This window comes from Catenulispora rubra (assembly GCF_015356825.1).
GTDB classification, from domain to species: Bacteria; Actinomycetota; Actinomycetes; order Streptomycetales; family Catenulisporaceae; genus Catenulispora; species Catenulispora rubra.
In genome coordinates, this window is the sequence record NZ_JAACYW010000032.1 from 1 (window position 1) to 21,311 (window position 21,311).

Below are 21,311 nucleotides of genomic sequence, written 5' to 3' on the forward strand. Positions count from 1 at the left end.
GGCCGCCACCCCGCCACCGGCACCGAAGCCCGCAGCACCCGCGTGTACTCGTCCGCCGGCGAGTCCAGAACCGCGCCGCACTCGCCGGACTCCACCACGCGGCCTCGGCGCAGGACCACCACTGAGTCGCACAGGTGCCGGACCACCGCCAGGTCGTGCGAGATCAGCAGGTAGGCGATTCCGGTCGCGGTGCGGATGTCGACCAGCAGGTTCAGGATCTGGGCCTGGATCGACACGTCCAGCGCCGACACCGCCTCGTCCAGGATCAGCACCCGCGGGTCGGCGGCGAGCGCCCGGGCGATCGCCACGCGCTGCCGTTGTCCGCCGGAGAGCTCGCGCGGGCGGGCCGAGGCCTGACGCTCGTCGAAGCCGACCTGGTCCAGGAGCTCGGCCAGTCGGCCGGCGCGCGCCGCTCCCTCCAGGCCGCTGTGCGCCCGCAGCACCTCGTCGACGGCTGCGCGCACCGTCTGGCTCGGGTCCAGCGACGTGTACGGGTCCTGGAACACGATCTGCAGCTCGCGGGCCCGGCGGCGGCGTTCGGCGGCGCCCCGGGCCGGGCGGGAGCGGTCGTGGCCGAGCGCCTCGATCCGGCCGGCGGTCGGCGTCTCGAGCCCGACCAGCATCCGGGCGGTCGTGGTCTTGCCCGATCCGGACTCGCCGACCAGGCCCAGCGAGCCGCCGGCCGGGACCGTGAACGAGACGTCGGACACCGCGGTGAAGACCGAGCGCCGTCCGTGTCTGTCGGCGACCCGGAAGTCCTTCGTCAGGCCGTTGACCGAGATCGCGGGGCGACTGTCGGCCGGGATCGGCGGGGTGTGCGGTTCAGGGGTATGCGGTTCAGACGACAGAGTGCTCATGGATCTCCTCCACCCGGTGGCAGCGGACCAGGCCGCCCTGGAACGCCTCCAACCGCGGCCGGCTCGCCCGGCACGCGTCCTGCGCGAAAGCGCACCGGCTGACGAACGCGCAGCCGGGCCCGGCCTCGAACGCCGACACCGGGCGCCCCGGGATCGCCGTGAGCCGTTCGGCCCGCCGCTCGATCGCCGGCCGCGATCCCAGCAGGCCGATCGTGTACGGGTGCCGCGCGGTGGCGTGCAGATCCCGCGCCGAGCGCACCTCCACCACGGAGCCGGCGTACATCACCGCCACCCGGTCGCACACCGCCAGCGCCAGGTCCAGGTCGTGGGTGATGAACACCATGGCCAGCGCCCGCTCGCGGCGCAGCCGGTCCAGGATGCCCACCACCTCGGCCTGGATCGTCACGTCCAGCGCGGTGGTCGGCTCGTCGGCCAGGATCAGCCGCGGCTCGGCGGCCAGCACCGAGGCGATCATGGCGCGCTGCAGCATGCCGCCGCTGAGCTCGTGCGGGTACTGCCGCAGCCGGCGCTCCGCGTCGTCGATGCCGACCGCGGCCAGCAGCTCCGCCGAGCGCCGCGCCGCCTCGCCCTTGGACACGCCGCGGTTCACCCGCAGCGCCTCGCCGACGAAGTCCCCGATCCGGTGCGTCGGGTTGATCGCGGCGCGCGGGTCCTGGAAGACCACGCCGACGTCCGAGCCGCGGAACGCCCGCAGCTCGGCCGGCCGCATCGCCAGCACGTCCCGTCCCTCGAACTCGACCGCGCCGCTCACCCGCGCCCCCGGCGGCAGCAGCCGGGTGACGGTGCGCACGGTCATCGACTTGCCCGACCCGGACTCGCCGACCAGCCCCAGCGCCTCGCCCTCGGCCAGGTCCAGGTTCAGGCCGGTCAGCACCGGCCGCATCCGGCCCTCGACGTTCAGCGCCACGTCCACCTCACGAAGCCGGAGCATCGGCCGCCCTCCCTTCCGACCCGCGTCCGGACGGCCGTCCCGACTCCCGCCCAACCAACCGCCCGAACAACGGATGCGGCTCCGGCCGCTCCCCGGAGATCCGCGCACCCAGCACCGTCAGCGACAGCACCGAGCCCACGATCAGCAACCCCGGCAGCAGTACCGGTGTCGAATAACCCTTCAACAGCGCGTCCGTGTCGCTGACCATCACGCCCCAGTCCGACGTCGGAGCCTGCACCGCCAGTCCCAGATACGACAGCGACGCAAGGTCCAGCAGCGCGTACCCGAACGCGATCGCGGCCTGGCCCAGCACCACCGGCGCGATGTTGCGCAGGATGTGCCGGACGCTGATCCGGAACACCCCGAAGCCCTGTACCGCCAGCGCGTCCACATAAGGGCTGACCCGCTGCTGCCGCGCCGCCGCCCGCACGATCCGCGCCAGGAACGGCACATAAGCGATCGACAACGCCACCACCGCGGGCGTCAGCCCCGGGCCGAACAGCGCCACGGTCAGCACCGCCAGCAACAGCCCTGGCAGCGCGTACACCAGGTCCAGCACCCGTGCCACCGCGGAGTCGACGATGCCGCCGTACCAGGCGCCGAGCAGCGCCAGCGGGATCCCGATCGCCATCGACACGCCGACGACCAACGCTGGGCCCAGCAGCGAGGTGCGCGTCCCGTACAGCAGGCGCGACAGGATGTCGCGGCCGATGCCGTCGGTGCCCAGCAGATGGTCCGGCGACGAGCCTTGATAGGTGGCCAGCAGGTTGCCGGTGTTCGGATCGGCCGGAGCCAGCACCGAGGCGAACACCGCCGCCGACACCATCAGGAGCAGGAACACCGCCGCCGCCGTGCCCGACGGACCCAGCCACCGGTAGACAGCCCGGATCCGTTTCCCCAAGACCGCGCTCACGCCGCACCTCCCGCCGTCCTCAACCGCGGATCGACCAGGCCCTGGACCAGATCCGTCACCGCGTTGGCCACCACGAACGCCGCCACCAGCAGCAACGCCACCGCCTGCACCACCGGGAAGTCCTTCTGCGCCACCGACTGGATCGTCAGCCGCCCGATCCCCGGCACCCCGAACGCCGACTCGACGATCAGCGTCGAGGCGAACAGCCCGGCCACCTGCAGCCCGATCACCGTGACGATCGGCGGCAGCGCGTTGCGCAGCACGTGCCGCCGGATCACGTGCCGCCGCGGCAGCCCGCGCGCCATCGCCGTCTGCACGTGTTCCTTGGCCAACTGCTCCCGCATCGCGTTGCGCGTCACCCGCGCCAGGAACCCGCACGAGATCAGCGCCATCGCCGCCGCCGGCAGGACCAGACTGTCGATCCGTCCCCAGAACCCGCTCTCGACCCCCGAGGCCGGGAACCAGCCGAGCTTCACCGCGAACGTCGAGATCAGCAGGGCGGAGGCGACGAACGGCGGAACCGTCACCGACACCGACGTGTAGACGTTCACCGCCGAGTCGACGAACCCCGGCTTCAACGCCGCCGCCATACCCAGCGCCGATCCCAGCACCGCGATCATCAGGGCGGCCAGGACCACCAGGGTCACGGTCGTCGCCAGCCCCGCGCCGACCCGGTCGGACACCTGCTGGTCCGTGACCATCGACCGCCCGAAGTCGCCGTGCAGCGCCCCGGTCAGCCAGTCCCAGTACCGCACCGGCAGCGGATCGTCCAGGTGCAGCTGGTGCCGCACCGCCGCCCGCGCCGCGGCTGAGGGCGTCCGGTTCCCGAACACGATGTTCTCCGGGCTCCCCGGCGCGAGGTACAGCGAGGAGAAGATCAGCATGCTGGCCAGCAGCAGCGTCACCACCAGCCCGCCGAACCTGCGGATCAGGAATCGAGCCGTCACGGCGCGCCCACCGCCGCGCCCCACGCGTAGGACATGTACGAGAACGTCAGCGGCGCCCCGGTCACCTTCGTGTTCTGCCACACCAGCGCCCGCGGCGCCACGATCGGGATCCACGGCAGGTCCTGCATCGCCTGGGCCTGCGCCTGCACCGCGAAGTTCGCCCGCTGGATCAGGTCGTCAGTGCCCTGAGCCTTCTGCACCGCGCCCTCGACGACGGCGTTCTCGTACCCGTTGAAGTTCTGCACGCCGCTCTTGGTCGCGTAGCTGGCGTACATCGTCGAGACGTCGGGGAACTCCAGGTAGTTCAGCGTCAGGAAGCCGTCGTAGTCGGCGCGCGCCTTCGGGTCGGTGAACAGGTTGCCGTACTGCTGCGGCGGCAGGGCCACGATCTTCACGGCCAGGCCGATGGCGTTGCCGGTCTGCTGGATCACCTGCGCCAGCTGCGCGAACGTGGAGCCGTCGGCGGAGTAGGCCAGGGTGACGGTCTTGCCCTTGGCGCCGGCCTGATTCACCAGGTCCGCCGCCTTCTTCAGGTCCGGGGTGACCTTCAACTTGTCGTAGGCGGCCTGGTAGACGGCCTTCACCGGGTCCGGCTGGCTGTCGAAGAAGCCGGGGCCGGCCACCGCGTACAGCGGATCGGCGGCGCCGGCGAAGATCGACGTGGCGATGCCGGCGCGGTCGATGGCCAGCGACAGCGCCTGCCGGACCGCCGGGTCCTTCAGGCCGCCGTCGAGCTTGGAGACGATCAGGTCCACGTTCTGCGTCGTCGAGCCCTCGCCGCCGACGTACAGTTTGCCGTTCGCGGCCTTCTGCAGCGTCGGCACCACGTTGACCGGCAGGTCGAACGCGCCCTCGATGGTGCCCTGGGTCAGGCCGTTGGAGAAGCTCTGCGGGTCCTGGGGGAAGGTGAACGTCAGCTTGCCGACCTTGGCGGCGTGCGCGGGGTCCCAGTAGTTCGGGTCCTTCTTCAGCACTAGTGAGTTGGTGCCGTCGAACGACTCGACGGTGAACGGCCCGGAGCACACCAGCTTGCCGGTCGCGCTGCCGAAGTTCTGCCCGGCGGCCACCGTGTTCGCCTTCTCCACGATCGCGCCGGCCAGGATGCCCATGGTGCGGACGAACACGTAGTTCGGCTGCGACAACGTGATCGTCACCTGGCTCGGTCCGGTCGCGGTGATGGCCGCGACCGGGTTGTAGGAGTCGGCGTAGTTCGAGGCGACATTCGGGTCCAGGTTGCGCTTGAGGCTGAACACCACGTCGTCGGTCGTGACCGGCTTGCCGTCGCTGAAGTGGGCCGACGGGTCGAGGTTGAACACGAGGTGGGTGGCGTCGACCTGCTGCCAAGACTTGGCCAGCCCCGGGGCGAGGGAGTAGTCCGGGTTGGTGCGCAGAAGTGGCTCGCAGACGTTGCCCAGGATCGTCTCCTCCGGATAGTCCGCGGTTTTCAGCGGGTCCAGCGAGTACGGCGCCCGGTAGTCGCCGGACCAGGTCACGGCGTCGAGCGGGCTGGTGGCGGTGCCGGTGGTCAGCTCGTTGACGGAGATGTTCGCGCTCGGGGCGGCCTGCTTGGTGCCGCCGCTCTTGCCGGAGCAGCCGGACAGGGCCAGCGACGCGGCGGCGGTGACGGCCAGGGGCGCGGCCAGGCGGGCCGGTATGCGGTTCATGGCGGTGCTGTCCTTTCTCGAGGGGAAGAAGTGGACCTGCTGACTACTCGGCCTGACTACTCGGCGCCGTAGACCTGGACGCCCTCCACGAACGTCCGCAGCACCCTGGTGTCGCCGATCTCGTGCGCCGGGCCGTCGAACGGGTCGCGGTCCAGCACCGCCAGGTCCGCGTACTTGCCGACCTGGATCGAACCGGTCACGTCGTCGATCTGGTTCACGTACGCCGTTCCGGCCGTGTACGCCGCGACGGCCTGGCCGAGATCGAGCCGCTCGGCCGGGTAGAACACCTTGCGCGCCGCGAACTCTTCGGCCGACAGGCCCGGCTCCACCCGGTTCACGGCCGTGTGGATGCCCCACAGCGGGTTCGGCGAGGACACCGACCAGTCCGAGCCGGCCGCGATCGTCGCCCCGGCGCGGCTGAGCGAGCCGAACGGGTACTGCCATCCCGCGCGCTCCTCGCCGAGGAAGGGGATGGTCAGTTCGTCCATCGCCGGTTCGTGCGCCGCCCACAACGGCTGGATGTTCGCTGTCGCGCCGAGTTGGCGGAAGCGCTGGATGTCGTCCGGGTGTACGACCTGGAGGTGCGCCAGGTGGTGGCGTCCGCCGGGGCCGTTCGCGGCGCGCGCGGCTTCCACGGCGTCCAGAGCGCTGCGCACGGCGCGGTCGCCGAGGGCGTGGAAGTGGACTTGGAAGCCGGCGGCGTCGAGCTCGGTGACGTAGGACTTGAGTTTGTCCGGGTCGATGAAGGTCAGGCCGGTGTTGTCGGTGGTGCAGCCGCAGCCGTCCAGGTAGGGGTCGAGCAGCGCGGCGGTGTGGTTCTCGGCGACGCCGTCGAGCATCATCTTCACGGTGCGGGTCCGGAAGCGGCCGTGCGCGGTCTCCTCACGTCGGGCGCGGAACAGTTCCACCTGCTCCATGCCGGCCTCGCGGTCCCACCACAGTGCCCCGGCCACGCGGGCGGTCAGGGCGCCGGAGCGGGAGGCGTCGAGGTAGGGCGCGTAGACGTCGGCGGGGCCCAGGCCGGCGCCGACTCCGGCGTCCTGCCACGCGGTGATCCCGAACGAGTGCAGGTACGCCTGCCCGGCCAGGAGGCCGTCGGCCAGTTCCTGTGCGGTCGGCGGTGGAACGTGCGCGGCCACCAGCGCCATCGCGCCTTCTTGCAGGCATCCGTTGGGCTCGCCGTCGGCGTCGCGTTCGATGCGGCCGTCGAAGGGGTCCGGGGTGTCGCGGGTGATGCCGCAGATCTCCAGCGCCTTGCTGTTGACCCACATGCCGTGGCCGTCGCGGTTGGGCAGGGCCACCGGCCGGTCCGGGACTACGGCGTCCAGCAGGTCCTTGGTCGGCATACCGCCGGGGAAGGCGTCCATGCTCCAGCCGCCGCCTCGGATCCAGGCGGCGTGCGGATTGCGGCGCGCGTAGTCGGCGACGGCGGCTACGAACTGCTCGGCGGTGTGCAGCTCGTGCAGGTCGCACTGGCGCAGGGTGGTGCCGCCGAGGACGGGGTGGACGTGCGCGTCTTGGAAGCCCGGGAGCAGGAGCTTGCCGGCCAGGTCCACGACCTCGGTGGCGGGGCCGATCAGGTCCCTGATGTCGCGCTCCCGCCCGACCGCGGTGATCCGGCCGCCGGCCACCGCCACCGCCGTGGCCCAGGACCGGGCCGGGTCGACGGTGAAGACCGGGCCGCCGGTGAAGACGAGGTCTGCGAACGAGGAAGGGGACACCGGTACTCCAAGGAGGTTCGGAGGGGATTCATGGGAGCTGTGAGCTGTGCCACGGCGTGCGCCGTGGGGAGTAGCAAAACCCATGACAGGATCGCTGTCAATGCCATTGACAACGCGACTGCCGCTAGGATGTGATCGCTGCACACCGCTGACTGCCGACTGGTGACCGCCGACCGCTGACCGCCGATACCGTGCTGAACGGAGACACCGCGATGCCGCGCGCCGCGACCGAGTCCGAGCCTGAGCCTGAGTCCGAGTCCAGGTCCGAGCCCGGGTCCGGGTCCCCGGACTCCACAGGCTCCAGAAAGGGCGGCGGCCGCCGACGTGCGGCGCTGTCCCGCGAGGTGATCATCGAGGCCGCTCTGAACATCGGCTCCCGGGAGGGCGGCTCGGCGCTGACGTTCAGCCGCCTGGGCAAGGAGCTGGGCGCCGACCCGACCAGCGTCTACCGCCACTTCCGAGACAAAGACGAGCTGGTGGTGGCGCTCACCGACCGGATGGTCACCGAGTCCGTGGAGCGCATGGCCGGGCTCACGCCGCAGGAGGTGGGCTGGCGCGAGTGGCTGCGGCGGATCGCGCACTCGGTCCGCTCGGTCTACCTGGACCGGCCGGCGATCGCGGTTCTCGCCGCCAGCCGCACGGCCGCCAGCAAGTCCGAGACCGAGAGCGTGGAGCAGATCATCGGGGTGCTGCACAGCGCCGGCTTGCCGGTGATCGAGGCAGCCGAGGTCTACCGCGCGCTGCTCGACCTGACGCTGGCCTTCACCCAGTACAGCGCGGCCTGGTCACTGCTGGACCCCGAATATCAGAACCGTGATGAGCAGGCCTGGGCTGTCGGTTATGCCACCCTGCCGGCCGAGCGCTTCCCGCTCGTGCACGCCAGCGCTGCCCGGTTGCTGGAGCTGACAAGGGACGACGCGGCAGTGTTCGAATACACGCTGGGGCTCTTCTTGGACGGCGTGCAGATGCGGATTCAGGCTCCGGGGTAGAGGCCGGCGCGGAAAGTGAACGAGACGAGTTGTGCTCGATCGCGTGCGCCGACCTTCGTCATGGCGCGCACGGCGTGTGTCTTCACGGTCAACGGGGAGACGTGTAGTTGGGCCGCGATCTCGTCGTTGCCCAGACCGCTCGCGACGAGCACGATCACGTCCCGTTCCCTGGGGGTCAGGGCGTCGAAGCGCCGCAGCAGCTCCCGGTCGATGACCGGTGGCGGGTTGTGGGTCATGTGGCCGATGAGCGCGGCCGTCGCGACGGCGGAGAGCGCACCGCCGCCGGCGACGACCTCGGTGATGCCGGCGACGAGTTCGGCGGGGCTCACGGTCTTGCTCAGGAAGCCGTTGGCGCCCGCGCGGAGGGCGGCGAGCACGATGTCGTCCTGGTCGAAGGTGGTCAGGACGATCACCCGCAGCTTTTCGGGCGGGTGTTCCTTGCGGATCCGGCGGGTGGCCTCGACGCCGTCGATGCCGGGCATCCGGATGTCCATCAGGACCAGGTCGACGGGGTGGGCTCGGAGGAAGGGGATGGCCTGGAGGCCGTCGGAGAGGTCGCCGGCGACGACCAGACTCGGGTCGAGGCGGAGCATCGCTCGGATGCCGGCCCGGATCTCGTCCTGGTCGTCGACGATCAGAATTCGCGTCGTCATTGGTGTCGTCATTGGTGTCGTCAGTCGTGTCATCGCAGGGCCGCTCCCAGCGGGCTGAACTCCGCACGGACCCGGAATCGTTCGCCGTCGTTGTCGATCGTCAGGCGTCCGCTGGAGGACTCGACGCGTTCGCGCATCCCCACGAGCCCGAGTCCGCCGCCCAGGCTGGAGCCGGGGGAGGACCGGCCGACGCGGTTCTCCACGGTGACGCAGATTCTGCCGTCGCGTTCGTGCACGTCTACCGTCGCCGTGCCTTGTCCGTGTCGGTGGGCGTTCGTCAGCGCTTCTTGGACGACTCGGTAGACCGTGACGCCGACGCTGGGCTCCACGAAAACGGTGGGGACGTCAATCGAGGGCCGGATGTCCAGGCCGATGCTCTCGAACGAACCGATGAGTCCTTCCAAGCTGCTCAGCGCCGGGATCGGTCGGAGCGCTTCAGCGTCTGACACGTCGTCTGCGCGGCGCAGGAGCGTGAGAATCCGCTGTGTCTCGACGACCACGGTGCGGGCGGCGGACCTGGCCGAGACGAGGGCCTGCCGGGAGGCCTCGGAGCCCTCCGAGCCCTCGGGGAGCCCGATCTCCGCGACTCCCAGGTGCATGCTCAGCAGCGCGACCTGGTGGCCGACGACGTCGTGCAGGTCCCGGGCGATCCGCAGCCGTTCCTCGACCACCCGCCGGGTGGCTTCGATCTCGCGGGTGGCGATGGCGCTCGCGGCGCGTTCGGCCAACATCGACCACCGGTCGCGGTGGATGCGTAGCGCGGCGCCGGTCGCTCCTCCCGCGATCGCCGAGAAGAGGGCGGCGGCGCCCACGACGGCGCCGCCACGGAACCCTCCCACCGTCATGAACGCGCCCAGGAAGGACGCCGCCACGACGGCGATGCCGAGCAGCGCCTGTTTGCCCCGGAAGGTGACCGAGAACAGCACCAGGACCGCCATCATCCACACCGACAGGGGATCCCGGCCCACCGCGGTGACGGCGAAGGACGCCGCGCTCGTCACGGCCAGTCCGGCCCACGGCCACCGCCACGACAGGGCGACGCCGCCCCCGGCGAGGAGCACGGCGAGGGCGGTCGGCCAGCCCGAGCCCCGCACCAGCACGGCCACGATCTGACCGGCGAACACCAGCGCGGCCACGGAGTAGGCGGCGAGATGCAGCACCTCGGGGCGGCGGATCCACAGGGGCGTCGCGGTCCCTTGGTGGTCGTCCTGTGGGGTGACCATGGCTTGATTCTCGTTCACGTGTGGCGCGGTCGCGTACTTCGAACGATGTAGATGGTGAATCCGCTCCGCGCTCCGCCGACGGGGGCGGAGAACTACTTCGTTCGAAGTACGTGGCGTTGCTCGAAGGCGCCGAGACTCCTTCGCAGGGCGGCGCCCAACCGGGTCGCTGCACAATCCTCATCGAAACTCTACGGAGCAGCCATGACTCTCACCGCCACGTCCGACCAGGCCACCTCGGCTCCCACCCTGCGCCGGCTGTACATCGTCCGCTTCGTTTTCGCCGCGGTCTGGGCGGCGCTCCTGCCGGTGCTCGGCTCCGATCTCAAGCCTGCGACGAAGATCCTGCTGTTGCTCTATCCCGCCTTCGACGTGGCCGCGGCCGTCGTCGACGCCAAGACCTCACGGGCCACTCGGTCCATCAAGGGCCTCTACGCCAACATGGCCATCAGCGCCGCCGCCGCGGTCGGCCTGGCCGTCGCCGGCAGCTCCGGGACCGCCGACGTCCTGCGCGTCTGGGGAGCCTGGGCCATTGCGTCGGGCCTGGTCCAGCTCGTCGTGGCGCTGCTGCGCCGCTCGATGGGCGGTCAGTGGGCCATGATCCTTAGCGGCGGCCTCTCGGTGCTGGCCGGGGCCTCGTTCCTTGCCAGCTCCACCAAGACCGATCCCTCGTTGAAGGTCCTCGCTGGCTATGCCGCGCTTGGTGGCATCTTCTTCCTCGTCTCCGCGCTCCGACTGCCCCGCGCTGCCAAGACCGCGGCGGCGGAGTACTGAGCGGTCCCCATCGCCTTCGCCGTCGGAAAGCACTTATACCCCGGACGCCTGTTGCCCCCTGCCGCGAATCCAGTAGTGCAGGTCGACTGCTCCCTGCGGGCCCATGACCGTCACGGCGGACCTGGTGGAGGCGAAATAGCAGCCGATGTCGAGTATCGGCACGTCGCTCTCCACGGTGTAGCGCCGGTAGTGGACGCCCGCCGCCTCGGCGAGGGTGATGAGGCTTGGCTCGTCGAATCCCAGGACGGGGAGGTTTGCCAGGCGGTGCGAGTGCTCGTTGAGGAGCAGCAGCCAGCGGACGGCTTGGCCGTCTGATACGGCTGCGATCTCGACGAGGTCGGCGGACTCGCTTGGCAAGGGGCGTTGCGGGCCGAGATACCGACGCGCCCGCCATTCCTCCGGCACGCCGCCGGATCGGACCGTCCATGCCTCGGAATCGCCCCACTGATTGCTCGCGGTCACCAGCCCCCGGCCGTCGCAGCCGATGCCGCCGCGTTCGAACCAGCCGGCCTGCCCGCCTGGTCCGTCCGTTGCGGGGCGGATGAACATCGGCCGGTTCGTGCCCGCGTTGAAGTCGCGGGCCTCGGCCACCGTGAGCGGAGGCATGGACTCGGCGGCCAGATCGGCCCACGTCTGTTTGAGCTGCTGCTTCCGCTTTCTCCGCCAGGGATCGTCGATGACGCTTCGGGAAGCCGCTCCCCAGACCGCGACAATGACCGCACCGCCGACAATCTGCACCTTGAGGGTCACGATACCCGCCAGGAAGATCACCGCTGCGAACGCAAGAATGCACCGAGAGACTAACGTTCCGGGCGTTGGCCGGGAGCGGGCTAACGGAGTAGACGCTGACATCTCGCGTTGGGGAACTTGCCGACGGCGAAAACGCACAAGCCGAGGCTAGACCGACACCGACACCCCATCAACGAGAGCGGACACCTGCAAAATCAGAAAGCCATAACAACGGCGCGCGGTAGTCGACGCGGAGGCGCATCCTACGGACGGGACGCGGCCACCATTCGCGGGGGTGGCCGCGGTTAAACTGGCGAGACCATGCTGTGCCAACCACCGAGGACCGGGTTTCCCGGCTGCGCTCAGTGCCCAGGAAGTATGTGTCGCCTGTGAGTGAGTCCGAGCCCGCCGGCGAGCTCCAGCTTGAGGCCGCGGTGGAGCGCCTGATCTTTGTGCGCGCCGACGAGTACACCGTTGTCCGCTTACTCTCCGAGGAGCAGGGGGAGTTCACGGCTGCCGGGGCGGCGCTGGCGGGCGTGCAGCCCGGTTCCGTCGTGCTGCTGAGCGGGCGGTGGGTGCAGCACTCCCGGTTCGGGACGCAGCTGTCGGTGTCCTCGTGCGAGTGCGTGTTGCCGTCGCACATCCGCGGTATCCGCATGTACCTGGGCTCGGGTCTGATCCGCGGCATCGGACCGAGCCTGGCCACGGCGATCGTCGAGCACTTCGGCGAGGACACGCTGAAGGTCATCGACGCCGATCCGGAGCGGCTCACCGAGGTCAACGGGATCGGCGCGGTCCGCAAGGACCGGATCGTGTCGTCCTGGGTCGGGCAGAAGGTGATCCGGGACCTGATGGTCGTGCTCCAGGGGTTCGGGATCTCGCCGCTGATGGCCGCGAAGATCTATGCGGAGTTCGGGGCGGACTCGCTGGTCGTGGTGCGCAAGGATCCGTACCGGCTCATCGAGAAGGTCCGTGGCATCGGCTTCACGATCGCCGACAAGATCGCCCTGGCCTCGGGCGTCGCCGAGCAGGATCCGACGCGTCTGCGGGCGGCGTTGATCGACCGGCTGGATACCGCGCGGCGGGACGGCCATTGCTATGTGAACCACACACGCCTGCTCGTCGACGCTGCCCGCCTGGTGGGGCAGGACCGCGAACTGGTACGCATCGAACTGGAGCAGTTGGCCGCGCAGCGGGCGGTGATCGTCGAGCCCGATCCGAACCCCGATCCGGACGAGCCCGGCCCGTCTGCGACGGTCGTCTTCGCCAAGGCCCTGCACAACACCGAGCGGTCCCTGGCCGCGGCGATCACCAAGCTGCTGCACGCCGACTCGGACGTTCCCGCCGCGGCCCGACGACGTGCCGAGACCCTCGACGTCGACCACCCCGATCTGCACGAGGGCCAGCAGGCGGCGGTGCGGATGGCGCTGACTCACACCGTGTCGGTGCTCACGGGAGGCCCGGGGTGTGGCAAGAGCCATACCGTCAAGACGATCGCGCAGATCGTGAAGGCCTGCGGCGGGAGGGTGACGCTGGCGGCGCCCACGGGCAAGGCCGCCAAGCGCCTCTCGGAGCTGGCCGGGATGCCGGCGATGACCGTGCACCGGCTGGTGGCCGACCTGCCCGACGCCGACCCCGACGCCTTGTTCGACGACAGCCCGCTGATGGCCGACCTGATCGTCGTCGACGAGGCGTCGATGCTGGACGTGTTCCTCGGCCTCAAACTAGCCCGTCAGGTCCCGACCGGTACGCACCTGCTGCTCGTCGGGGACGTCGACCAGCTGCCGTCCATCGGTCCGGGCAGTGTCCTGAACGATCTGCTGCGGGTCCCGGAGATCGCGCGAACCGAGCTGACGCACGTGTTCCGCCAGGGCGAGGGCTCCTCCATCACCGCGAACGCCTACCTGATCCGCGCCGGACGGATGCCGAATCCGCGCACGAGCGAGTTCTGGTTCGACCAGGTCGAGGACCCGGGGAAGGTCGCGGAGCGCATCCTGGAGATCGCCACGGTCCGGATCCCGACCTCTCATGGCGTCCCGCCGTCCGACGTCCAGGTCTTGGCGCCGACCCGCCGTGGCGTGACCGGAACCGTGGAGCTGGGGCGCCGCCTGCAGGAACGCCTCAACCCCGCTGACCCGGAGAAGAACGAGTACTGGGCCGGCGCCTCGGTGTTCCGGATCGGGGACAAGGTGATGCCGATCCGCAACGACCCGAACAAGGGCAGCTCCGGAATCTTCAACGGAACCACCGCTGTCGTCTCCGGTCTCGACCCGCAGTCGCGGACCGTGCAACTGCGCACTGACGACGGCGACTTCGCGGTCTACGACTTCGACGAGCTCGACGACCTGCTGCACGCCTACGCCATCAGCGTCCACCGCTCCCAAGGCAGCGAGTACCCCTACGTCGTCGCGCCGCTGACCACGGAGACGGGGCCGCTGATGCTGTACCGGAACCTGCTGTACACGTTGGTCACCCGGGCCAGGAAGCTCGTCGTCCTCGTCGGGCAGCGGCGTGCGCTGGAAATCGCCGTCCACAGCGCTGGCCGGGATCGCAACACCGCCCTGGCCCAGCGGCTCCAGGCCGTGCTGGACAGTGGTACTCGATCAGCTTGAGGGCCTCACGTGCCCGGCACCGTCCGGGTCCAAACCGCGTCCTGGACCTGCTTGACCAGCTCCTCGACCGCCGGCGGCCAGACGTTCCGGTACTTGCCCCGGTCGGCGCCGATGATCTCGACCATTTTGTCGATCATGTCCTGCGGGTCGTACTGGTCGGCCAGGATCTCCGCGAAGCCGGCCTTGACGTCCTTGGTCCGGTTGACGTTGACCGAGTCGTCCAGCCAGCGGAAGGTCGTGTCCGCGATGCGGTCGTTGAACCCGGTCCGATAGGCACCGGGGTTGTTGGCAGGCCAGGCCGGCATGTCACGCCGCACGCTGATCCGCCGCTTCCACACCGACACCGGCCAACCGCCCATGCGCTGGCTGCTCGACGCAAGGCTCGCCCTCGCCCGCGAACTGCTGGAAGCCACGGATCTGACCGTCGAAGCCGTCGCACGGCGCTGCGGGCTGGGTACGCCGGCCAATTTCCGAACGCTGTTCAAGGCGCACATCGGAGTACCTCCGCGGACCTACCGGGAGACCTTCACCGCGAGCTGATACGCAATGCCCAGCTTCGGCTTGACGCCGTCGCGTGACGAGCGGTTTCAGCGGCGCTTCAGTCGCGTATCAGCGCGCCGGGCGACCATGAAGAAGACGTCGCGGCGAGACCCGCTGCGGCTCGAACCGGCCCGTCCATGGCACAGATCGACAACGGGTCGCGCTGACCCCTCAAGCCTGACACCTGCTCCGCCCCGATGGAGGAGGCTCAGCCCGTACGGCGGGCTGAGCCTCCTCGTGGCATACAGGGCGCTGCTAGACGACCCGTAGCCCGACCGCCCGTGGTGTGGCGGTGCCGAGATCGTGTTGTGCCCGCTCGGCGGCGAAGACCCGCAGCAGCTCGTGGAGTTCGTAACCGCCGGGTCGGTCAGAGCGCAGGAGATATGTGTCGACCAGGGCCTCCAGAACGCGTTCGGCCTCGGGGGCGGGAAGCCCGGCTAAGGCTGCCGCTGCCGGCAGGCCGATCGTCGGACCGGTCCGCAGTCCCAGCAGGCAGAACATTCGCTGTGACGGGCTCAGGGATCCGTCGGGTTCGGCTAGGGCGGCGTATCCGGACTCGAATGCGGCGCGGACGCTGTGGTCTCCATGGCTGAGCTGGTCGAGACCGCCGTCTGCGGTGTGCAGACGGCTCGCCAGGTCCCGGATCTGCCAGCCCGGCCTGGCGGCCAGGCGCCCGCCGGCCACGCACAGCGCCAGGGGCAGGCCGGCGCAGGATGTCAGGACACTGTCGATCGCTTCGGGCTCGGCCCTTACCCGTTCGGGGCCGATGATTCGGGCCAGCAGTTCCCGGGCCGGATCATCGGGCAGCACGTCGAGGTCGAGGTGGACCCATCCCGGCGCGGACGGCCGACGGCTGGTGGTCGCCAGCAGTCCGCAGTGCGCGCCGCCGGGAACCAGTGGCCTGATCTGTGCGGCGTCGCGGGCGTCGTCGAGGAGGACCAGCACGCGGCGGTCGGCCAGCAGGGTGCGGAACAGGGCACTGCGTTCCTCCTCGTGCTCCGGCACCTCGTCCGGACGTACCCCGAGCTGGCGCAGGAACATCGCCAGGACAGCCGCGGGCCGGGCCGGTGTCGGCGTCCTACCGCGCAGGTCTGCGAACAGCTGACCGTCCGGGAACCGGCTGCGGACCCGATGTGCGACGTGAACAGCCAACGCCGTCTTGCCGATTCCGCTCATGCCGCCGATCGTCGCGACCGCGGTCGACGGTGGAGCGAGCGGCGACATGCTCGCTGCCGGGCGCCCCACTGCCGCCTCGAATGTCCCCTCGAAAACGGCGACGAGCCGCTTGATCTGCGCGTCGCGGCCGATGAGTATCGCGCCGTCGGCCGGCAGCATCCCGGGATTGGGTGCTGGAGCCGGTCCCGGAATCCGCGGTGGTGCGGGCTCCGCACCCCAGTCGAGTCCGCAGTCTCGGGCGAGAATCCGGGCGTGGAGCCCGACGAGCTCCGGTCCCGGGCGGACGCCGAGTTCGTCGCGTAGCAGGACGCGAACCCGCTGGTACTCGGCGAGCGCGTCGGCGTGCCGGCCGCTGCGGTGCAGGGCGAGAATCAGCTGTGCTGGAAACGTCTCGTTGAGAGGGTGTTCGCGGGTCAGCACGCGGAGTTCGGCGATCAGCGCGGCGTGTCGGCCGAGGTGCAGCTCGGCGTCCACCCGCCAGCCCAGGGCCTGCAGGCGCATCTCCGACAGCCGCTCGCGTTCGGTGGCACACAGGACGTCGCTGTCGACGTCGGCGACCGGTTCGCCGCGCCACAGGCTCAGCATGCGACTCAGCTCGGTCGCCGCGACGGCCCAGTCCCCCCGCATCACAGCCTGCTGGCCGCGACCGTGGAGCTCCACGAAGTCGTCCAGGTCGAGCTCGCCGTCCTGGATCCGGATCGCGTACCCGGACTCGGTGGCGCGGATCCGGTCCCGCGCCGCGTCGGCCAGGTTCCGCCGCAGCCGGAGGATGTGGTTGCTCAGCGAGGCCGCAGCCGACCGGGGCGGACTGTCCCCCCACAGGCCCGACTTGAGGCGCGTGGCCGGCACCGGCTTGTTGGCCTGCATCAGCAACGCCGCCAGGATGGCGCGCGGCATCGCCGCGGTGATGGGGACCGCCACGCCGTCCCGGGTGACGGTGACCGGACCCAGGACGTCGAAGCGCAGGGTCTGGTCCACGGAGGACCCCTTTCTGTCAACGCGGTGCGCCCCGCCTGCCGACACCGCCTCGCGCTCATCCTTGGGCCCCCGCCGCGCCCACGTCGACGTCTACGCGCCAGATGCCGAGACTGCGGGACGTCACGCCTCCCACCTGCGGGGACGCCGGATCCTCGGAAGGTTCCGCGGGACGGCGGACTCTATGTGCACGGCACAGCACGGCTCGGCACGGCCCGACGCTCGCGCATGCGGGGCGGAACGGCTTGAGTGGCTGCGAAGGCAACGGCGCTGGCGAGCATCACGAGGGTGACGTGGGACCGTGGCTGTGGCCACCGGCCAATCTCGGCGCTATCGCGTTCGCCGCCGCGAGGGCTTCGTCGCAAACGTGCTCCGTCGGCAGAGCAAGTCCCACAGGCGGTGGTATCTGCAGGCGGATGTACAGACGAGACCCGGACGTGGCCTCGACCGTCATGTAGCACTCACCCCAGTCAGTGCGCAGATCCTGCTTACCGGGGCGGCCGTCGTTGGTTGATATGTCGGAGACCTGACCGTCGGCGGGGAAGTCCGTGGTCACATCGCCATAGGGGTTCGCGTCCAGGTCGATGGACAAGTTTCGGTTGTGACCGAACCAGGCGCAGCCGCTCGCCGTGTAGTCGACCGAAAGAGGAGAAAGGGAGCTCCCTCGCGCGGCAAGCTTGAGCCGGCTGAGGGTGTCGGCCGGGAGCAACGTGCACGCGTCAACGGTCTGCCACCAGTCATCGGGGTTGTCCGGGTTCGGAGCAGGGGTGTACGGAACCGGTGGCAGGTACACGGGTTCGCATGTGCACGCGGCGGGGTCGCAGTGCTCCTTCCCGCTTGCGCAGCTTCCGTCACAGCCGGACAGGCCGGCGATCAGTAGAACGCCGAAGAGGGCAGCAGCCATGACCGGGGTGAAAGTTCGGCGATCCATCGCGGACCTCCCCGTGCGGCCGAAGGACTACACCTCATTTTAAATCAGGGCACAGCGATACGGAACGGTGCAGGCGCAACGGCGACCTTCTGACCAAGCGGCGTTGCCTCTGCAGCACGCTGAGGTGGCTGCCACAGCCGCAACCGGAAGCGAGGACCGGTCCTCGAAGGGATAATCTAGAATTACCTGTCGGCGTCGGCGGACGGACTCATCGGGTCGATGACGGCCCAGTGCTCGACCAACTGCCCGTCCTGGAAGCGGATGACGTCCATCACCCGGAACTCGATGAGCTCGCCCGACGGCGGCGCGCCGAACCAGGGCCCGGTGTGCCGGCCGCGGAACATCTTGTGGGTGGCCACCAGGTCGCCGTCGCCGACGCAGTGCAGGATCTCGATACGCAGGTCGGAAAAGGCCTCGTGCAAAGCGGCCATGAAGTCGTGGACGCCGGGCAGGCCATCGCGCTGGCCCGGACTGATGGTGCGGTTCCGGAAGCCGGGATGCACGAGCTCGTCGATCAGCTGTAGCCGGCCCTTTTCCTGCACCTGCTCGACGAAGAACCGCATGCGCTCCACGTTGGACTCTTGACTGCCCACGCAGCACCGCCTTTCCGCCTGGATCCGCCACCCGGTGGAACCGGGCTGATGACCGGGCTGCTCCAGCGGCAAACGCTACCGCGCGTGACCGACTACGGTCTGCCTTCCGTCCAATCGGCTTCGGCTTCCGCTTCGGATTCGGATTCAGTGCCGGGTCCGGCTTCAGCCGCGGCCATGTCCACCGCCCGGACCCACCGGATGGATCCGTTGGCGATGGTGCGCACCAGCGCCAGAGGTGTGCAGCACAGTCCGTTCAGATCCGGCAGGTTCCCCGGAACGGTAGCGGGATCAGGGGCGCGTCCCGCGGCGAGCACGACGACGCCCAGATCCCCAGCCTCGCCGACTCGCACCAGGTCGTCGACTTCGAACTCGGCCATGCCTCTCCCTCGCCCGCGTGATGTCGCGGCGCCCGGCCCGCACCCCCCGGCCGGGCCGGACACCGTGCCAGCAGTAGTCCCACGCGAGCAGGTGACCGCGCATCACCCTGTGCGGCGCATCACCCGGGTGACGTTTTTTGCGCTTAGGCGGGCGCGTTCGGCCGATTCGCCGGACGCTCCGGCGGCGAGCTGCGATCCTGGAGTCCGCAACAGTCGAACACACCGCAATAGTCGAACACGCTGCGGTCCGTGTCAGGAGAGGTATATGCAGACATCGCCCCGTCATGGGACGAGGTCTATCGGAAGCTCTGCCGCATCGCCCGCAGCCGGTGACGAAGCCCGTGACGAAGCCGGTGACGAACCCGGCGGCGAGCGGTGGCGTGCGCCGGTCGCCGTGCGGCCGGTGGCCCGGCCGGACCTGCTGGCGTGGGTCAACGCCGGTCCCGCCAAGGTGGTCTGCGTCGTCGCGGGCGCGGGCTGGGGCAAGTCGACGCTGATCGACCAGTGGCGGACCGACCCCGGCCGGGCGGTGCCGCTGGCGGTGCTGAACGCCGACCGGTGGACGGCGGACCCCGTGGAGTTCCTGTCCCGGATCGTGGCGTCCTTGGCGGTCGCCGCGCCCGGCCCGGAGTGGGAGGTCGCGGCCCGGCTGCTGGGCCGTCAGAACCCGGACATGGACGGTGCGGTGCTCCCGGCGCTGTGCCGGGCTTTCGCCGGGACCGGCCCGGTCGCCCTGGCCATCGACGACCTGCACCTGGTCGCCAACCCGGCCTGCCACGTGGTGCTGGCGGCGCTGATCGACCGGATGCCGGCGGGGAACCGGTTCCTGCTGGCCTCGCGCAAGAACGTGCCCCTGGCGCTCGGGCGGCTGCGGGCCGCCGGGCGCCTGGTGGAGCTCGGTCCCCGGCAGCTGAGCCTGGACGTGGACCAGGCCGCCGATCTGATCGCCGCGGCCACCGGGACGGCGCCGGCCGAGGACGTCGTGACCGGGATCCTGCAGGTGACCGAGGGCTGGGCGGCCGCGGTCTTCCTGGCCGCGCGTCTGCTGCGGGACTCCTCCGCGCCGGATCTGGTCCTGGCCCGGCTGGCTTCCGCCCACGGGCACGTGGCCGAGCTGTTCGCCGAGGAGGTCCTGTCCGGCCTGACCGCCGATCAGGCCAGGACGCTGAGACGCTCGGCGGTGTTGGACCGGTTCAGCTCCGCGATGGTCCAGGCGGTCGCCGGCGGCGAGTTGCCGCTGTCCGAACCGGGCGCGGTCGGAGAGCTCTTCCTGGTCCCGCTGGACACCGACGGCCGATGGTTCCGCCACCACCACCTGCTCCAGGCGGTTCTCCGGCGGCGCCTGGAGCAGGCCGAGCCCGCGGAGGTGTCCGCCCTGCACCGGCGGGCCGCCGAGTGGCTCAGGCACGACGGCCAGCCCTCCGAAGCCATCGGTCACGCCCTGGCGGCCGGCGACGCCCCGGTCGCCGCCGAGCTGATCGGAGCCGTGTACCCGGCGTTGCTGAACACCGGGCGCCGGGAGACCGTCCTGGCCTGGCTGAAAGGGCTGGGGGAGGAGGCCATCGCGGCAAACGCCCCGGCCGCGATCGCCGCGGCCTGGACGGCGGCACTGGGCGGCGACCGGGCGGCTGTCGGCCAGTACCTGGCCGCCGCCGAGCGCGCCGGGCATCCCGGCCCGCTGCCGGACGGCACCCAGTGCCTGGAATCCGCCATCGCCCTCGTGCGCGCGATGTTCGGGTTCGACGGCTTCGCGGCCATGGCCGAATCCGCTCGGGCGGCGGCCGCCTGGGAGACCGACGCGACCAGTCCCTGGCACGCGATGGCGTGTCTGACTCTCGGCCACGTCCACTACTTGTCCGGAGAGCCGCAGAGCGCGATGGCGCACCTGGAGGCGGGTTTCTCGGCCCAGGCCGCCATGCCGCTGATCCGCATCGGGGCCAGTGCGCTGCTCGCCCTGTGCCACCACGACCTCGGCCACCCCGACCAGGCCGAGCAGCTGGTGGAGGTCGCCGACCGCCTCGTCGCCGACTACGCCCTGCAGGGCAGCCCGCAAGCCGCGCTGGTCCCGGCGGCCCGTGCCGTCATCGCCGCCGGCCGCGCCGACTTCACCGCCGCCGGCGAACTGCTGGCCACAGCCCACACGCAGCGCCAGTCGGTCCCGGGGATCAGCCCGTGGCCCGACGTGCTCATCCTCGTCCTGCACGCGCGCGTCCGCATCGCCGCCGGCGACCACAAGGCGGCCAACCAGTTGCTGGACGACGCCGAGGCCCTCGTCCGCCGGCTGCCGGACACGCAGGGCCCGCACCTGGAGCGCATCGACGACCTGCGCCGGCGATCCCGCGCCGCGGCGAGGAGACCGGATCCGCTGGAGCCGCTGTCCGCGGCGGAGGTCGCGCTGGTGCAGTTCCTTCCGACCCGGTTGACGCTCGTCGAGATCGCTCGCGAACGCGGCGTGTCGATCAACACCGTGAAGACGCAGGCGCGGGCTGTCTACCGCAAACTCGGCGCCGACGGACGGGACAGGGCCGTGGAGATCGCGCGTCGGCAGGGGCTCATACCGTAGGTATGGCGGCGCCGCGAGATCGACAATGGCCGTGGGCATTCCGGGAACCCCCTTAATGGTAAATGTGGAATTCCCCGCGGCGCGTGTTCCGTCGATATCCCCGCTTCGCCTCAAGGGCCGGGTCG

19 protein-coding genes are annotated in these 21,311 nt (G+C 70.4%); 5 read left to right on the forward strand and 14 right to left on the reverse strand.

Going from position 1 to position 21,311, the window contains the following annotated elements; genetic code table 11:
- The 6 genes from GWK61_RS11915 to GWK61_RS11940 form a co-directional block, all read right to left on the reverse strand.
- On the reverse strand, positions 1–857 hold an 857-nt coding region (locus GWK61_RS11915), incomplete at its 3' end, for an ABC transporter ATP-binding protein (protein ID WP_194908394.1).
- Entirely contained in the window at positions 838–1,809 is a 972-nt protein-coding gene (locus tag GWK61_RS11920) for an ABC transporter ATP-binding protein (protein ID WP_194908395.1), read from the reverse strand. The genes GWK61_RS11915 and GWK61_RS11920, both read right to left, overlap by 20 nt.
- Positions 1,793–2,722 (reverse strand): ABC transporter permease, encoded by a 930-nt coding sequence (locus tag GWK61_RS11925; RefSeq protein ID WP_323747523.1) that lies wholly within the window; start codon positions 2,720–2,722, stop codon positions 1,793–1,795. The genes GWK61_RS11920 and GWK61_RS11925 overlap by 17 nt, the downstream gene beginning before the upstream one ends.
- The gene (locus GWK61_RS11930; RefSeq protein ID WP_323747524.1) at positions 2,719–3,669 is read right to left on the reverse strand and encodes an ABC transporter permease; all 951 of its coding nucleotides are present in this window, start codon (positions 3,667–3,669) and stop codon (positions 2,719–2,721) included. The genes GWK61_RS11925 and GWK61_RS11930 overlap by 4 nt, the downstream gene beginning before the upstream one ends.
- Positions 3,666–5,333 (reverse strand): ABC transporter substrate-binding protein, encoded by a 1,668-nt coding sequence (locus GWK61_RS11935; protein ID WP_194908396.1) that lies wholly within the window; start codon positions 5,331–5,333, stop codon positions 3,666–3,668. Before GWK61_RS11935 ends, GWK61_RS11930 begins: the two co-directional genes overlap by 4 nt.
- 56 nt (positions 5,334–5,389) lie before the next feature.
- Positions 5,390–7,138, reverse strand: a complete 1,749-nt coding sequence (locus GWK61_RS11940) for an amidohydrolase (protein ID WP_194908397.1) — start codon at positions 7,136–7,138, stop codon at positions 5,390–5,392.
- Between the two features lie 107 nt (positions 7,139–7,245).
- On the opposite strand from GWK61_RS11940, the gene GWK61_RS11945 reads away from it, so the two are divergent.
- The gene (locus tag GWK61_RS11945; RefSeq protein WP_194908398.1) at positions 7,246–8,043 is read left to right on the forward strand and encodes a TetR/AcrR family transcriptional regulator; all 798 of its coding nucleotides are present in this window, start codon (positions 7,246–7,248) and stop codon (positions 8,041–8,043) included.
- Here GWK61_RS11945 and GWK61_RS11950 read toward each other — a convergent pair.
- Entirely contained in the window at positions 8,028–8,696 is a 669-nt protein-coding gene (locus tag GWK61_RS11950) for a response regulator transcription factor (RefSeq protein WP_194908399.1), read from the reverse strand. The two genes, GWK61_RS11945 and GWK61_RS11950, sit on opposite strands and share 16 nt — an antisense overlap.
- A gap of 29 nt (positions 8,697–8,725) precedes the next feature.
- Positions 8,726–9,919 (reverse strand): sensor histidine kinase, encoded by a 1,194-nt coding sequence (locus tag GWK61_RS11955; protein ID WP_194908400.1) that lies wholly within the window; start codon positions 9,917–9,919, stop codon positions 8,726–8,728.
- Between the two features lie 201 nt (positions 9,920–10,120).
- Between GWK61_RS11955 and GWK61_RS11960 the strand changes: the two genes are divergently transcribed.
- The gene (locus GWK61_RS11960; protein WP_194908401.1) at positions 10,121–10,690 is read left to right on the forward strand and encodes a hypothetical protein; all 570 of its coding nucleotides are present in this window, start codon (positions 10,121–10,123) and stop codon (positions 10,688–10,690) included.
- A 33-nt stretch (positions 10,691–10,723) separates the two neighbouring features.
- On the opposite strand, the gene GWK61_RS11965 is transcribed toward GWK61_RS11960, so the two are convergent.
- Positions 10,724–11,461 carry a hypothetical protein gene (locus GWK61_RS11965; RefSeq protein WP_194908402.1) on the reverse strand — a complete coding sequence of 246 codons (738 nt, stop codon included), beginning with the start codon at positions 11,459–11,461 and terminating at the stop codon, positions 10,724–10,726.
- Between the two features lie 347 nt (positions 11,462–11,808).
- Here GWK61_RS11965 and recD2 point away from each other — a divergent pair, with 347 nt between their 5' ends.
- Complete coding sequence (gene recD2, locus GWK61_RS11970) at positions 11,809–14,031, forward strand: SF1B family DNA helicase RecD2 (protein ID WP_194908403.1); 2,223 nt, start codon at positions 11,809–11,811, stop codon at positions 14,029–14,031.
- A 5-nt stretch (positions 14,032–14,036) separates the two neighbouring features.
- Here the strand turns inward: recD2 and GWK61_RS11975 are convergent, their stop codons facing one another.
- A complete protein-coding gene (locus GWK61_RS11975; RefSeq protein WP_194908404.1) occupies positions 14,037–14,336 on the reverse strand; it encodes a hypothetical protein in 300 nt (99 codons plus the stop codon).
- On the opposite strand from GWK61_RS11975, the gene GWK61_RS11980 reads away from it, so the two are divergent.
- Complete coding sequence (locus GWK61_RS11980) at positions 14,335–14,571, forward strand: helix-turn-helix domain-containing protein (protein WP_194908405.1); 237 nt, start codon at positions 14,335–14,337, stop codon at positions 14,569–14,571. The two genes, GWK61_RS11975 and GWK61_RS11980, sit on opposite strands and share 2 nt — an antisense overlap.
- A 255-nt stretch (positions 14,572–14,826) precedes the next feature.
- Here the strand turns inward: GWK61_RS11980 and GWK61_RS11985 are convergent, their stop codons facing one another.
- From GWK61_RS11985 to GWK61_RS12000, 4 genes are all read right to left on the reverse strand, one after another.
- Positions 14,827–16,725, reverse strand: a complete 1,899-nt coding sequence (locus tag GWK61_RS11985) for an AfsR/SARP family transcriptional regulator (protein WP_194908406.1) — start codon at positions 16,723–16,725, stop codon at positions 14,827–14,829.
- Between the two features lie 277 nt (positions 16,726–17,002).
- A complete protein-coding gene (locus GWK61_RS11990; protein WP_194908407.1) occupies positions 17,003–17,653 on the reverse strand; it encodes a DUF3558 domain-containing protein in 651 nt (216 codons plus the stop codon).
- A 182-nt stretch (positions 17,654–17,835) separates the two neighbouring features.
- A complete protein-coding gene (locus GWK61_RS11995) occupies positions 17,836–18,246 on the reverse strand; it encodes an ester cyclase (RefSeq protein WP_323747526.1) in 411 nt (136 codons plus the stop codon).
- Between the two features lie 92 nt (positions 18,247–18,338).
- On the reverse strand, positions 18,339–18,623 hold the full coding sequence (locus GWK61_RS12000; RefSeq protein WP_194908408.1) for a hypothetical protein: 285 nt from the start codon (positions 18,621–18,623) through the stop codon (positions 18,339–18,341).
- A gap of 265 nt (positions 18,624–18,888) precedes the next feature.
- On the opposite strand from GWK61_RS12000, the gene GWK61_RS12005 reads away from it, so the two are divergent.
- Positions 18,889–21,186, forward strand: a complete 2,298-nt coding sequence (locus GWK61_RS12005; protein WP_194908409.1) for a winged helix-turn-helix domain-containing protein — start codon at positions 18,889–18,891, stop codon at positions 21,184–21,186.
- The last annotated feature ends 125 nt before the right edge of the window (positions 21,187–21,311 follow it).